The following is a 13,645-nucleotide window of genomic DNA, read 5'->3' on the forward strand; positions in this document are numbered from 1 at the left end:
AGGAAGCAAGACCACCCCGACGCCCCCTCCCGCACCAGTTCATCGGCGGGTGCAATAGCGGAGCTATCACCGTAATTGAGATGAAAACGACCTCTGAGAACCTGTTTTTGAACCTTGTGCACGAACTAACGTGCTCTCCGCCGTCCGTGTGGATGAGTAAGTTCGTGGTGTGAATCGATGCGGGTGGAGGTGTGGGGTATAGCCCCTGGTGGGAGGCGTTTCTCGCACGTATGAGCTCATTTCCTGCCGTGCGGGAAGACCCGTGAGGAGAGACGACCTGTGGTCACTGCAGAAGAGCGTGAGATCGACGCCTGGGTTGAAAAGGCTGAGCGCCTGAGCGGGAATCCGGGCGTAATGGCGGCGCTCTCTTCCCTCGTGGACGGCGCCAGCAACAAGATGCGGGAACGCGCCCTGGCAGATCCCGCAGCATTCCTCGCTGAGCATGACGTGGTCCCCCCCCCCAGAGGTGCACGTGACCTTCGCCGTGGCGACGAACAGGGGAAAACCTGACCCTGAGTGGCAACCTGTCACCATCGAACAGAAGAGGTGCCGCACTTACTGGATCAAGCACAAGGACAGCACGGTCACCAAAGAGGAAATCTGGCTCAGCTGGGTGTTTAAGAAGCGAAAGGTGCCCCCGATCGCTACTGGGTGACATCCGCTGACGGTTGGTTGCGACCAGAAGGTCGGCGGTGCGCGGTGCGTCCACGACCTGCTGGAGGAGATCACTCGTGCTCATCCCCCGACCGCGCCGCCGGATCGGCCCGCCCCGCCCGCAACGGCCCGGCCCCCGCGTCGTCCTGGAGAGCTCCGCCCGAGGCCACACCCCTCTGCATCCGTGGCAGTGCCTGGGCTGCGGCCACGGTCGCGAGCAGCACCGTGACGCTGCCGTCGAACAGGCCACCCAGCACGCACGCCGCTGCTGGGCAGAACCCGCCCCCGCAACGGGACCCGTTGCTCTGCATGGAGAATCCGCATGACGCCGTTCCGCCTGGACAACGCGATGCCCCTCGACACGACGATCCCCCATACTGGTAATCCGGGCTATTGGAAGTTGCGGAATCGCCGATCTTCCTCGGTCTGGCGGAGCGGCTCGTGTGTACGAGTCCTGGGGCGGACGTCGGCCGGCTCGGGTTGGTTCGCCTCCCCCAGGTAGCTCAGGGCTTGGCGGAAGTCGTCGAGGGCGGCCCCGAACTCGTGGGCGGCGGTGTGGAAGGTCGATCGGTCGATCAGGATCCTGGCCAGTGTTCGCGTTCCGTCTGTCGGATCGTGCTGAGACAGCCGACGGGCCAGACCCACTCCGTCATCGAACAGGGAGCGCACTCGCTCCGCGAACAGATGGGTACGGTTCTCCCAGTAAACGGCGGAGCGGACGGTGAGGACCCGATGCAGCCGGACCAGTTCGGCCAGATGCTGGTCCGGATCCTCGGTGGCTCGCGCAGCAAGGGTGTCCACCTCTTCACGGAGGGCGTGACGGCTGTCGAAGTAGCGCCGCTTGGCATCGGGTGACCACTGCATGGGCGCCGCCCCCGAAGGCGGACGCGGTCCATCGAGTGCAGGCCGATCGCTTTCGGCACCGGAGAAGGTCAGCAGCACCGCCCAGAACGACGCCTGGTAGCCACTCCAGGACTTCCGCTCACCGGTGTCGGCCAGCTCCGTCAGCAAAGCGAGTGCCTCTTGCCGCACGAGGGCCGCTTGCCCTCTTCGGCCGGGGGTGTCAAGCATCTGCGCGTACCCGATGAGGGAGTAGAGATGGCAGGCCATCGGACCGCGGTCATTCGCGGCTTCGGCCGCTTCCATACTGACGAGCGTCTCGAACGCGGCGAGTGCTTCGCCGGACCGGCCAGCGTCATGGAGAGCGGCGATCCACTCCAGAAGTGTCCAGGCGAGACCCCCGCTGGCGGGCCCATCGGGCAGGATCGCTGCGACCAGCTCGGTCATGGCATCGGCAGCCTCGGCATGCCGGCCTTCCTCGGAAAGACCGGCAGCCCATTCATGCAGTCCTTTGACCACGGAGTCTTCGGACAGTTCGGCCTGCGCACGCCCAATGGCGAGCATCTCGGCGCGCATGGCCAGCCCTTCGGCGCGTCGCCCCAGGTCGTACAGCTCTCTCTGGCACGTGTTGAGGGCCTCGTACAGAACATCCGCACGGGCAGGTTCGGCCTGATCGATGGACCGCGCCACGGCCACCGCCTCCTCGCGCAGTGCGAGGCAGGACGCGTGCTTCTTGCCGGAGCTGGTGTCGTAACTCAGACGTTGCAGCGCCCTGGCCAAGAGCGGCAGGTATGAGGCGGGGCTGACCTGGGCGAGCACCCGGTAGGCGTCGACCTCCTCGCGCGGCGTGCGGCGCCCCGATGCGAGCAGCACATTCCGCGCTCGCACAATGTCGTCCTGATCGACTTTCCCCGAGTGATTCATGACGGAGATTCTGGGTGCCCCAGAGAGGGCCGAACAAGGCTCCTCACCTGTGCCGTTCCTCCTACGAAAACGAGCTCTGACCTGTCATGATGGGTGTGACATCACTTTCCCTGGGCGTACTGGAAACTGCGGCTGTTCGGACTTGCGGAATTCCCGACGTTCGAAGTCCGCTGCATAGCCGAGCCTTGTGTTGCCAGCGTCGTGGGACCAGGCCACCGCACAGGTGATAGATATGCCCAGTACGTCGCTCAACACCGGCGCCGGGATCTGAGTGCCTGTTTTTGTTCCCTGGAGGGAGATCACACAGAGGGTCCTGTGCTTCCGCAGCGCGGATCATGCAGATAGGGCAGGCAGTCGCTTCATCCAGGCATCGAACAAATCACGGTCATACCGTTGCCGTCGTATCAGAGATGGCTCGGTGCTCCATTTCCACATCACCCGGCCTGGGTCTGTATCGTCGAGCGCTTGGTACCACTCGCGTAGTGGGCCAGCCAGGTGGGCGTTGACGTCGAAATTTCTGCGGCTGCGTGTGGTGTCGTGCTCCTTCTGACGGCGCAGGGTGTCAGGGGAAGGGATCTGGCAGGTGATCAGATCGGCGAGACCCAGGCGCCGCGTCTCGATCGCGTTCCGCGCGAGGGGTAGCTGAGATTCGAAGGCATCGGCCGATGCGAGCCCGGCGCGTGCCAAGCACCAGCTGTAATGCAGCTTCAAGGGGTCGGTGTCGCAGACGGCTAACTCGTGCTCGGCCTCGAGTTCACAGGCGTGTGTCCAGCGGGTCACGTTGCGCTCGGTCCAGAACACGCTCGTCTCATCCAGGGACCAGTCCGCAGAGGGCATGCCGCCCGGCAGCTCAGTGACGACCTGCCTGGATGCAAATTGGGCGCAATGAGTTGACTTTCCGGCCGCGCTCGGACCCTCGACAACCAAGATCATGCTGTGCAGTCTTTCAGAGCGCTGGGGGAAGCACTTCGCGAATGGACCGACGCGGTCTGCCGACGCCTCGCGGTTCAGGCTGACAGATCCGGCTTCTTCGACCAGCCGGTGGCGGGCTTCTTCCGGGTGATGCGCCTAGTCATGAGGGTGATGAGTACCGCCCGCACACCGGGCACTCCGCCTGCTCTCCCCGCTGCATCGCAGCCAGCCGCTGCCGGGTCCGCTGAAGCCTCCGCCACCGCCGTGACCTGCACCGACCCGAGCAGAACACCGCCTCCGCCGCCATCGTCTGCGGCAGCGGATCACCACATTCCCGGCAGTACCGCCTAGCCGTCCCGCCAGCCCTCACACCCCAGATCATCCAGGTATGCGCAGCTCACGGCCAGGGATCAGAAACACCTACTGAGGTCCTCGCCGTCGCCGAGCACGGACCCGGCGGTGCCGTAGACGACGTTCTCGAACTTCTTGGTCACCTCTTCGGAGACACCGGGGATTCCCATGAGGAAGACACCGTCCCCGAGTGACTCGGCGATCGCCGTGCCCTTCGGGCCGATCGCCGCGATGTAGACCGGGATGGTGTCGGGCGTGCCCCGCGGGTGTTCGGGGGTGTGCAGCATGCGCATCGGGCTGCCCTCCCACTCGACCGTCTCACCCCTGAGGAGCGCGCGGAAGGCCGTGACGTAGCGGGTCATGTACGCCCATGAGACGGGCTGTTGGCCCATCGCCCGGCGGCCCGTGTACCCGGTCCCGAACGCCACCGCGACCCGCCCGGGGGCCAGGCGCTCGAGAGCCGCGGCCCCTCCGGCGTTGACCATCGGGTGCCGCAGCGCCGGTACGAGGACACCCGGTCCGAGCCCGATGCGGTGGGTGCGCTCGGCGGCCAGCGCCAGAACCATCCACACGTCGGGGCTCTGCTGCGGTGTGTCGTACAGCCACGCACGCCTGAAGCCGAGTTCCTCGGCGATCCGGATGTGCTCCGGTGTGTCCAACGTGGTCGCGAACGACGCCGATACGTCCAGGCCCGCGGCACTGCGGCCGTGGGTGGCGGAAGAGGAAGAGGAGGTGGTCATGACTGCCGCCCCGAGGTGCCGTTGCCGACGCTGCTGACGGCCACCTGCTCAGGGCCAGGCCGTATCTCTGCCTGCACACGTATGTCGGATGTTTCGATCCTGGGCTGTGTCACTGAGGCGCCCCTACTCGTTCGCCTGGCCGGGGTCGCCCTCGGTCGCCTCAGGCATGGGAACTCCGAGGAGGCCGTGCGCGCCGTACCAGACGGGGCCGATGTTGAGCCGGTCGGGATAGCGGGCGGTGATCTCGTCGAAGAACTGCTGCGGGGTGGGCTTCTCGGCGAGCAGCCGCTGCGCGTCGCGCAGGTACTGGCGGGTCTCGTCGATGATCGCCGGGTCATCGGGCAGGTCACGGTTCTTGTGGCCGGCCACGACGAAGCGGGGGCCCAGGGAGTCCAGGACGTCGAGGGCGGCCAGCCACGACTCCATTCCGCCACCCGGCGTCTCAAGAAGCATCTGGTGCACGCCGTTGTAGACCGACCGCCTGCGTCTGCTCCCGGGTGAACGGCGGGTCCACCAGCACCGCATCCCGCTCCCCGACGATCAGCGTGGAGGCCAGCGGAGACGACACGATCGGACCGCCGTCGGGCAGCCGTTCGCGACGGGCGCGCTGCACCCCGTCACAGACGTACACGTCATAGGTCAGCTCAGCCATGCGTGGTGTTCCTTTCGGTGCCGTGCGGCGAGGTGCCGTACGAGGGCGGGCAGACGCGGGAGTTGGAGCTGGGGGCGCTATCCCAGCGGTGCGAGGAATTCCTTGATCAGCTTCGCCACCTCGGCGGGCTGCTCACGGGGAGCCAGGTGGCCGACGCGCGGCAGCACCTCGAGTCGGGCGCCGACGATGCGTTCGGCCAGTTCGTCGGAGTGGGGGGCCCGCGGCAGCGCCTTGTCCTCGGCGCCGGCGATCACCAGGGTGGGGGCGGTGATCCGGTGCAGGACATCGACCACGTCGGTGCGGTCGGCCAGCACCGACCGCACGGCACGGGCCAGTCCCCGGGGGTCGAGGCTGTTGACCGTTGCGGCGAACCGTGAGGCGAAGCCGGCGTCGTGGCGGCGGGAGTGGTCGCTGAGCATCGCGGCGGCGACCAGCCGACCCAGGCCACCCGGAACGCCGACGCGGATGAGCAGGCACATCATGCCGACCCGGAGGCGTTCAACCAAGCCCACACCTCGGGCGCTGGTGTTGGACAGGACCAGCGCCCGCACCCGGTCCGGCGCGGCGAGCGCGACCCGCAGCGCCACGAAGCCGCCCCACGACAGCCCGAGGAAGACCGCTCGGTCGACGCCGGCGTCGTCGAGCACCCGCAGCGCGGCCTCACCGCACTCCTCCATGGTGAACCGCCGCCAGGCCGGCGCGCTGGCGGCGGTACCCGGGGGGTCGACCAGCAGCGTCCGCCACCCCAGCGCGTGCAGGCCGTCCAGCTGTGCGCCCCAACTGGTGGCGCCGTCGCTGAAGAGGCTCGGCCACAGGAATGCCACGGGGCCGTCGGCGGGGCCGCCGTCCTGCACGTGGAGCGGGCCCAGGGTGGTGAGCACGGTGAGCGTTTGGGGTGTTGTCACAGGTGCCGCTTCCACCAGTCCAGGGCGGCCCGGCTGCCGAGCTCGTAGCCGTCGAAGTAGATGCCGTAGTGGTCGATGCCGGGGATGACCTGGTAGTCGACGACACCGCCGGGAGTGTTCTTGATGATCTCCGCAGCGCGGGCCCCGTTGTCGGCGACGGGGTACATCTCCTCCTCGCCGGCGTCGATGATCAGGGTCGGGATCCGCAGCCGCTCCACCTGGGCGAGCGGGCTGAAGTGCGACAGTTTCGCCAGGTGCGGAGTTCCCTCCATGCCCGGCCACGGATCGACGCCCTGGGGAACCGGGTCCGCGTCGCCGCGGGCGGTGTCGATCGCGCGCTTGCGGGCGAGCTGCGCGACGGGGCCGCCCAGTGGGGCGATGGCGGCCACCTGCACGGCCAGCGCCTTCACCCGGGGGTTGTTGGCGGCCTGGTACACGGCGATGCCTCCGCCGAGGCTGGTGCCCCACAGTCCGATGCGAGCGGGGTCGACGCCCGGCTCGCCTTCGATGTAGTCCAGGGCCGCGCGCAGGTTCGCCGCCCAGGCGAACGGGTCCACGAGGTCGCGGATGAACCGCACGTCGGCGCGCGCCTCGTTGCCGTCGTCGAGATCGGGGGCGTCGCCGATCAGTTGCAGCGGGGATCCCGAGTCGTACCAGCTGCCCTGCGTGAAGGTCAGGGTGATCATGCCGGCGGAGGCGAACAGGGCCGCGTAGCGTTCCGCGGTGAGTTTGCTGCCGCCCCAGCCGTGGGACAGCACGACGGCGGGGAGGGCGGCGTCGGGGGCGAGGTTCGTCGGCCGGTACACGTCCGCGTCGAGTGCGATGCCGTCGCTCCACACCGTGACCTTCTGCCGGCCCACGCCCTCGGGCATGACCAGCGGCGGATAGACCTTCTCAGCCATGGTTCGCCTCTTCCAGGACCGGTCCGGTGGACCAGATGTCGGCGAGCGTGTCCTTGTCCGTGGCCACCGAGTGAATGCCGACCACGCGCCAGCCCTTCTCGGACCTCGCCACGCTGAACTGCACCGCCCAACGCTCGATCTCGCTCTCGTCGGCACGGCGCCGCGACCAGATCACCTCGATCGCGGCACCGACGGTGTTGTAGACGAACACCCGCTGATCGGGCACCACGGTGTGGCTGTATCCCGCCTCCCGCAGCGGCGCCTGGTTCATCTCCAGGAAGGCGAGCACGCTCGCGTCGTCGAGGCACCAGAACGACTGCTCCAGCGCTGTGATGTGCAACGGGGTGCCCCAGTAGTCGAGAACGAACTCGGGCCCCTCGTCGGACGTGCCCGCGGCCACGGCGACCCAGCGCGGCAGGTAGTCGTGGAAGAACCAATCCGTCACCTCGGCACGAGTGGCCGCGGTTGCATTGTCAGGCATGTGGGCGGATCCCTTTCGGAAAGGAAGCACTTCAGCAGCCGGTCGGTTCGCGGTCGGCAGGGGAAGACCTCGACACGCGCGCCGTTCAAGGTCCGGCGAGGGCCCGCGCCCCGGCTCGGGTGGGCTCGCATGAGCTGCGCGGCGGGCCCGGAACGGGATCTTCAGCGTCAGCGATCTGCGTGCCGACTCGGGACACACCGTGGACCAGCCCGGTGATCGACCGTGCCGGCCAACTCCCTGACGGCCGCCGGCCGTTGCGGAGACCGGCGGGTGGCTCCAGCGGGCCCGGAAGGCGGTCCACGGTGTGACTCCTTCGTCATGGCCAGGAACGCTAGCAGTGACTATAAGAAATGTATAGCAATGTGTAGGGAGCCCGGCAGGCATGGTTCACGTACCAAGGAATGCGGGTGTGTCTGACGGCCGGCGCCCTGCCTTGCGACTCGCGACGTTTCGCGCATCCCGCAAGGCCGCAGCGGATGTCGGGGGTCAGCCCTCCGACTTCACACCCGCGAGGCGCAGGGCCAAGTCGCCGTACTGCCAGACGATCGCGTCCTCGGCGAGTGCGCCGTCCTCGCGGTACCAGGCCGCGACCCCCATGCCGAGGTCGAGGACGGCACAGGAGACCAGCCGGGGGGAGGCGACCGTGAAGCACCCCTCCTTGACACCCGCCTCGACGATCGCGCGGAGGCCTGCCTCGCACTCCGCGCGCAGGGCCAGCACTCGGGTTCGGCGCGCCGTGCCCCTGGTTCGAGGTGACTCTGCGGCGCCCGAACAGCCCGCGCCTGGTGTACGTCGTGATCGAGTTGTCCAGACTCTGCATGACCGGCAGCAGCATCGACCGCTCGCCGGCCCGTCGCGTTGCTTCCCCTGCCGGAGCACACCGCCTGGATGTGCGTGTCGTCGTCCGGGTGGGTCGACGAGGTGACCGACACGCCGTGGGTGAAGTCGAGTTCCGCGGCGACCGCGGAGCGGCTGACGGCGAGGATCGCCTCGGAGTTGGTGCGGGGCAGCTCCCCCCACCGCGGCGAGAGCTCCGGCAGTACGCCGTCATCCCGCATCCGGGGCAACAAGCGCCGCGTCCCCCACGTGCCGGCGGCCAGGACGACCTGGGTCGCCGGCAGGCGCCGCCGGAACCGGCGTGAGCGACTCCCGGTCCGGTGGACGTCCACGGCGAACGACCCGTCCGGCCGGGGGCGTACCGCGTCCACCATGGTCATCGGCAGGACCGTCGCACCGGCGTGTTCCGCGATATGGAGGGGCGAAGATCGCCGGGCCGTCGGGCAGTTCATGGCCCTGTGCCCGTACACGGCGGCGGAGCCGATCGGTCATGACCGTCTTGCGGGCCTCACATGATGGAACCCGACGGCGACCACTCCCCCGTTTCGATCATCGAGTAGTCGTCGGACCGCTTGTCGAGCCGTTCCATCCGCCGACCGTCGAAACGCTGAAGGGTCTCGTTGTCCAGCGGCGGGACGAACGCGTTGTCCACCACCGTGTACTCGGCGGCCAGGCGGCCGATCGGAGCGATCGCCCCGGTGTCGATCCGCCCGCCCGGAAGGTAGAGGTCATCGCGGATGAAGAACTGCGCGACCCGCCCCACCACGAGGTGGTTGAGCCCGTCCGGCGAGGGCACGATCATTTCCACCACGCACTCGAACGCGATCGGGGCGCCTTCGATACGGGGTGGCTTCACGACGGAACTGGGCACCTTCTTCAGCCCCACCATGTCGAACTCGTCCTCGTCGGGCTCGAACTCGCGCGCGCTGAGATGCAGCGGAAGTGCCTGCGGCAGGGTGGCCAGGTGGGTGACGAATTCGCCGGTGTCACGCATGTTCACGAAGCTGTCCTTGAGCGTGACGCCGTCGGACCGGGGCTGGATGGACAACGAGACCATAGGAGGCTTGCGGCCGACCACGGTGAAGAACGAGATCGGCGCCAGGTTTCCGACTCCGTCGGCCGACAGCGTGCTGACCCATGCGATGGGTCGCGGAATCACACTGCCGATCAGCAACTTGTACGCGGCTGCGGCCGTGAGGTTCTCGGCGTCGATGTGCATTCAATGATCCCTTCAGCAGCACCCGGCCCTTTGAGCGACCCTCTCCGTCATCATCGGAAACGCTAGCAGCAACTATATGAAACGTATAGCACAAAGAGGGATCAGGCCGGATCGACGAATATGTCGAGCGCGAGATCACCCTGGAAGCCGGCAGGGCGGTAGACGGACAGGTCGGTGACGCCTTCGTCCGACAGGACCTCGTCATCGATGAACAGGTTGGCCGTGCACTTGCGCGCGTCACGCGTGAGGACGGCGTACGCGGCGTCAGCCATGATCTGCGGACTGCGGGCCTGCCCGGCTCCACCGACCACGTTGCGTACCGCGGCCGTGTCGATCAGGGTCCGAGGCCACAACGAGTTCGCGGCGATGCCGTCGGCGGCGAGCTCCTCCGCGAGCCCGATGGTGCACAGGCTCATCCCGTACTTCGACAGCGTGTAACCGAGGTGCTTTCCCACCCAGTGCGGCGCGAGGTTCAACGGCGGCGAGAGGGTGAGGATGTGCGGGTTGTCCGCCTCCCGCAGATGCGGGATCGCGGCCTTGCTCAGCAGGAACGTGCCACGCGTGTTGATGTTCTGCATCAGGTCGTACCGCTTCATCTCCAGCTGCTCCGACGACGACAGGTCGATCGCGCTGGCGTTGTTCACCACGATGTCGATGCCACCGAAGGCACTGACCGCGGCGTTGACGGCGGTGCGTACGTCGTCCTCGTTGCGGACGTCACCGACGACGGCCAGCCCCTTGCCGCCCGCGCGCTCGACCTCGTCGACCGCGGTGTGGACCGTGCCTTCGAGCTTCGGGTGCGGTACGGCGGTCTTGGCGAGCATCACCACGTTCGCACCGTCGCGGGCCGCGCGCAGGGCGATGGCGAGCCCGATGCCGCGGCTGCCTCCCGACATCAGGACGGTCTTGTCGGCCAGCGTTCGTGTCATGGTCGAACCTCCAAAATCGATTGGTGAACTAATCATACGTGGTGCGAATGATATCGTCCGCGTATGACTTCCACTCCCGCACGCCAGAGCGACCGGCTCTACCACGAGCTCCTCGCCCCCAAAGAGACCCAGTCCGTTCGCGCCGCCGTACGCCGGATCGCGGAGCAAGAAGTGGCTCCGCACGCCGCGGTGATCGCGAACGGCGACGAGCGCACGGACGGCTTCCCCCGGCAGGTGTTCGACGCGCTCGCATCGGCGGGGGTCTTCCGGATCCCCTTCCCCGACGAGGTCGGCGGCGACGGTCTGACCCACCCGGCGACCGCCACGGCCGCGGCGATCGAGGAACTGGCCTACTACTCCAGCAGCGTCGCGGCCGTCTTCGACGTGCACTGCATCCTGGCGGGCAACGCCCTGCGGCAGGGCACCGAGGAGCAGCAGCAGCGCTGGCTGCCCAAGGTCGCGGAGGGCTCGGTGGTCGGCGCGTTCGCCACCACCGAGCCGGACGCCTCCAGCGACCTGTCTCCGCAGGCCGTTCAGACCGAGGCCGTACGCACCGAGACCGGGTGGGTGCTGAACGGCCACAAGCGGTGGATCTCCAACTCGCCCGTGGCCGCCTTCGTGGTGATTCTCGCCCGCACCGGCGAGCGGCTGAGCATGTTCATCGTCGACACAGCACTCCCGGGCGTGGAAGTCGGTCTCGCCGACCGCAAGATGGGCAACCGCGGCCAGCTCACCGCGGACATCCGCTTCACGGACGTACACCTGTCGGACGACGACCTCCTCGGCGGCACCGAGGGACACGGACTGCGCCACGCACTGACCACCCTCACCTACGGCCGGATCGGCATCGCGGCCGCCGGGGTCGGCATGGCACAGGCCGCCTTCGACCACACCGTGGCCCACCTGTCTACGCGACACGCCTTCGGCAAGCCGGTGGCCGCCAACCAGCACTGGCAGTTCCTGCTCGCCGAGCGGGCCACCGAGATCGACAACGCCCGCACCCTCGTCACCAAGGCCGCCCTGCGCCTGGACGCCGGCAACCCGTCCCCGGAACCCGAGGCCGCGATGGCGAAGTACTACGCCACCAAACTGTCGGTGGACATGGCGCGCGACGCCGTCCAGGCTTTCGGAGGCCTCGGCTTCGCACGCGAACTGGGTGCCGACGGCAGTCCCGGCCCCGTCGAGGCGATCTACCGGGACAGCAAGATCGGCGAGATCTACGAGGGCACCAACGAGATCCAGAAGTGGGTCATCGCCCGGCAGATCTTCGGCCGGACCATCGTCGGCTGACGGCCCCGCGCACCCCCCTGGCTTCTCGTACGATGGACCCAGACGATACGTAGGGCTAACCATGGGTGGGATAAACGATGTCCGAGGCTCCGCTGGTCCCGGGGACAGTGGCCGAACACACCATCTGCCTGCTGGTCAAGCTCGGGCAGGTGGCGTTCAGGCTCGCCGAAGAGGGCATCGGCGGTACCGGCCTGCGAGTGCGCCACTACAGCGTCTTGCAGGCCTTGGCCGACAACGGGGCCATGCCGCAGCTGGCGCTCGGCTCGTTCCTGCGCATCGACCCGGCAACGATGGTGACGAGCCTTGACGACCTGGAGCGGGCCGGATACGCCGAGCGGACACGCGATCCGCAGGACCGGCGGCGGTACGCCGTCGATATCACCGAGGACGGACGCAAGGTCCTTGCCGACCTCAACCGCACACTCGTCGGTCTCGACAGCGAAACCCTCGCCGACCTGGGCAGCACTGAACGGCACTCGCTTCACACCCTGCTGAGCAGCCTCGCCGAGAGTCCCGCTCTCACCGCCATGTTCGACGCGGTCCGCGAGCAGAACAGCGCGAAAAGGTCTTAAGCCGACGGAGGCACTACGACGTCGGCCCGCCCGCGGTGACCCAGGGCTGCCACCGCACCGATCCCGGCGGAGGTGATCTCCGCCGCCGTACAGGCCGGCCTGCACCCACCTGCGTGTCAGAGAGAGACGGCTACGCCCGTGAACGTCGTCTCCGGGGTCTGGGGCGACGTAAAGCGGGCGTTGACGAGGTACAGGCGGTTGCCGTAGCGGGCGGCCGTGGTGGGGACGTCGAAGCGCGGGTCGGTGATCGTGCTGCGCAGGGTGGCCGTGGCGGCCTTGGCGTCGAGGTCCCACACGCTGATGAGGTTCAGGCGGTTCTGTACGACGTAGAGGGTGCGGCCGATGCGAACCAAGCCGTCGCCGTTGGTGACGTTCTCCCCTCCGCTCAGCTCGATCTTCGTGGCGTGCCCCGTGTTCAGGTTCACGTTGTACAGCCGGCCCGCGTTGACGACGATCAGGCCGCGGCCGTCAGGGGTGGCGACGAGGCCGTTGGCACTGTTGACGCCGGCCGGCTGCTGCGCCCACTCGCCGCCCAGCGGCAGGGCGTGGACGGCTCCGCTCCGGCCGCGCGGGACGCCGTAGAGGACCGCGTCGCGGGAGTCGGTGAACCAGGCACGGTCCTTGTGCAGGACGACGTCGTTGATGAACGGTGCGGTGTTCTGCGTCAGTTGGTGGGTGGTGAGGAGCCGGCCGGTGCGGGAGTCGATGATCTTCGCGGTGCCGCCCGCGCCGCCGCTGACGTAGAGGAGGCCGTCGGAGTCCAGCTTGAGCCCGATGGAGGCCAGGCCGGTTGCGCCCGCATGGAGGACCTTGCCCTCGCCGGTACGCAGGTCGGTGCGGTAGATGCCGCCGTTGGCGCGCGAACCCATGTAGGCGTACGGGGCCTTGCCGATGGTGATGCCCTCGGGGAGCCAGCCGTCGGGGAGCGGGAACTCGGTGGGCCAGGTGGCCTTCGCGGTCCCGGTTTCGGCGGACGCGGTGCCGACGCCGGCCGTCGCCAGGCCGACGGTGGCGAGGGCAGTGCCGCCGAGGAAGGTGCGGCGGGAAGGCTGGGGGTGGTTCCGGGTCATGGGTTTCGTGCCTCCGTGAAGAGTGGGGATGCGATCGAAACGGTCAACTCGGCTGATTCAGTTGGTAGTTGACGGTTGTGGTGGCACTTCCGTTGCTGACAACGGACTGCCCTTCCAGTGCGTTCCCGTGAACGGTCCGTGTCCGCTGTCGATCCCCTGTCAATACCGGTGGACCGGGCCGAGCCCGTGGGGGCCTCGGGGACAAGGTGCCCGTCGTGCAGGCCGACGCACGCGATCTCGACGCGCAGCGCGCCCTGGCCAAGCAGGTGAGTGAGCACTTCGGAAAGCTGGACGTGGCGTTCCTGAACGCCGGCGTCTCGGACTGGCGGCCGTTCGAGGACCACACCGAGGACAGCTACGACCGGCT

The 13,645-nt window shown here is 68.0% G+C and carries 17 protein-coding genes; 4 read left to right on the forward strand and 13 right to left on the reverse strand.

Annotated features, from left to right (window positions below; genetic code table 11):
* Nucleotides 1-725: 725 nt before the first annotated feature.
* From AB0D34_RS46870 to AB0D34_RS46915, 10 genes are all read right to left on the reverse strand, one after another.
* Nucleotides 726-965: a hypothetical protein gene (locus AB0D34_RS46870; protein ID WP_362674268.1), complete on the reverse strand. Its 240-nt coding sequence runs from the start codon at nt 963-965 to the stop codon at nt 726-728.
* 79 nt (nt 966-1,044) lie between these two features.
* Nucleotides 1,045-2,418 carry a hypothetical protein gene (locus tag AB0D34_RS46875; protein WP_362674270.1) on the reverse strand — a complete coding sequence of 458 codons (1,374 nt, stop codon included), beginning with the start codon at nt 2,416-2,418 and terminating at the stop codon, nt 1,045-1,047.
* A gap of 333 nt (nt 2,419-2,751) precedes the next feature.
* The gene (locus AB0D34_RS46880) at nt 2,752-3,351 is read right to left on the reverse strand and encodes a hypothetical protein (protein WP_362674272.1); all 600 of its coding nucleotides are present in this window, start codon (nt 3,349-3,351) and stop codon (nt 2,752-2,754) included.
* Nucleotides 3,352-3,740: 389 nt separating this feature from the next.
* The gene (locus AB0D34_RS46885; RefSeq protein WP_362674274.1) at nt 3,741-4,421 is read right to left on the reverse strand and encodes an LLM class flavin-dependent oxidoreductase; all 681 of its coding nucleotides are present in this window, start codon (nt 4,419-4,421) and stop codon (nt 3,741-3,743) included.
* 123 nt (nt 4,422-4,544) lie between these two features.
* Nucleotides 4,545-4,847, reverse strand: a complete 303-nt coding sequence (locus AB0D34_RS46890; protein WP_362674276.1) for a hypothetical protein — start codon at nt 4,845-4,847, stop codon at nt 4,545-4,547.
* Between the two features lie 16 nt (nt 4,848-4,863).
* Nucleotides 4,864-5,073, reverse strand: a complete 210-nt coding sequence (locus AB0D34_RS46895) for a hypothetical protein (protein ID WP_362674278.1) — start codon at nt 5,071-5,073, stop codon at nt 4,864-4,866.
* A 77-nt stretch (nt 5,074-5,150) separates the two neighbouring features.
* Nucleotides 5,151-5,978 carry an alpha/beta hydrolase gene (locus AB0D34_RS46900; protein ID WP_362674280.1) on the reverse strand — a complete coding sequence of 276 codons (828 nt, stop codon included), beginning with the start codon at nt 5,976-5,978 and terminating at the stop codon, nt 5,151-5,153.
* Entirely contained in the window at nt 5,975-6,880 is a 906-nt protein-coding gene (locus tag AB0D34_RS46905) for a dienelactone hydrolase family protein (protein WP_362674282.1), read from the reverse strand. Before AB0D34_RS46905 ends, AB0D34_RS46900 begins: the two co-directional genes overlap by 4 nt.
* Nucleotides 6,873-7,361, reverse strand: a complete 489-nt coding sequence (locus AB0D34_RS46910; RefSeq protein ID WP_362674284.1) for a hypothetical protein — start codon at nt 7,359-7,361, stop codon at nt 6,873-6,875. Before AB0D34_RS46910 ends, AB0D34_RS46905 begins: the two co-directional genes overlap by 8 nt.
* A gap of 486 nt (nt 7,362-7,847) precedes the next feature.
* Nucleotides 7,848-8,081, reverse strand: a complete 234-nt coding sequence (locus tag AB0D34_RS46915) for a hypothetical protein (RefSeq protein ID WP_362674286.1) — start codon at nt 8,079-8,081, stop codon at nt 7,848-7,850.
* Nucleotides 8,082-8,282: 201 nt separating this feature from the next.
* On the opposite strand from AB0D34_RS46915, the gene AB0D34_RS46920 reads away from it, so the two are divergent.
* Nucleotides 8,283-8,714, forward strand: a complete 432-nt coding sequence (locus AB0D34_RS46920) for a hypothetical protein (protein ID WP_362674288.1) — start codon at nt 8,283-8,285, stop codon at nt 8,712-8,714.
* Here AB0D34_RS46920 and AB0D34_RS46925 read toward each other — a convergent pair.
* Nucleotides 8,707-9,417, reverse strand: coding sequence for a flavin reductase family protein (locus AB0D34_RS46925; RefSeq protein ID WP_362674289.1), 711 nt, complete (start codon nt 9,415-9,417; stop codon nt 8,707-8,709). The two genes, AB0D34_RS46920 and AB0D34_RS46925, sit on opposite strands and share 8 nt — an antisense overlap.
* Before the next feature lie 101 nt (nt 9,418-9,518).
* Entirely contained in the window at nt 9,519-10,346 is an 828-nt protein-coding gene (locus AB0D34_RS46930) for an NAD(P)-dependent oxidoreductase (RefSeq protein WP_362674291.1), read from the reverse strand.
* Between the two features lie 63 nt (nt 10,347-10,409).
* Here AB0D34_RS46930 and AB0D34_RS46935 point away from each other — a divergent pair, with 63 nt between their 5' ends.
* Both AB0D34_RS46935 and AB0D34_RS46940 read left to right on the forward strand, forming a co-directional pair.
* Nucleotides 10,410-11,636: an acyl-CoA dehydrogenase family protein gene (locus AB0D34_RS46935; protein WP_362674293.1), complete on the forward strand. Its 1,227-nt coding sequence runs from the start codon at nt 10,410-10,412 to the stop codon at nt 11,634-11,636.
* Nucleotides 11,637-11,713: 77 nt separating this feature from the next.
* A complete protein-coding gene (locus AB0D34_RS46940) occupies nt 11,714-12,208 on the forward strand; it encodes a MarR family winged helix-turn-helix transcriptional regulator (RefSeq protein ID WP_362674294.1) in 495 nt (164 codons plus the stop codon).
* 116 nt (nt 12,209-12,324) lie between these two features.
* On the opposite strand, the gene AB0D34_RS46945 is transcribed toward AB0D34_RS46940, so the two are convergent.
* On the reverse strand, nt 12,325-13,278 hold the full coding sequence (locus AB0D34_RS46945) for a superoxide dismutase (RefSeq protein ID WP_362674296.1): 954 nt from the start codon (nt 13,276-13,278) through the stop codon (nt 12,325-12,327).
* Nucleotides 13,279-13,484: 206 nt separating this feature from the next.
* Between AB0D34_RS46945 and AB0D34_RS46950 the strand changes: the two genes are divergently transcribed.
* Nucleotides 13,485-13,645, forward strand: a 161-nt coding sequence (locus AB0D34_RS46950) for an SDR family oxidoreductase (RefSeq protein ID WP_362674298.1), incomplete at its 3' end; no start/stop codon positions are given.

Source organism: Streptomyces sp. NPDC048420, assembly GCF_040651535.1.
Classification (GTDB): Bacteria; Actinomycetota; Actinomycetes; order Streptomycetales; family Streptomycetaceae; genus Streptomyces.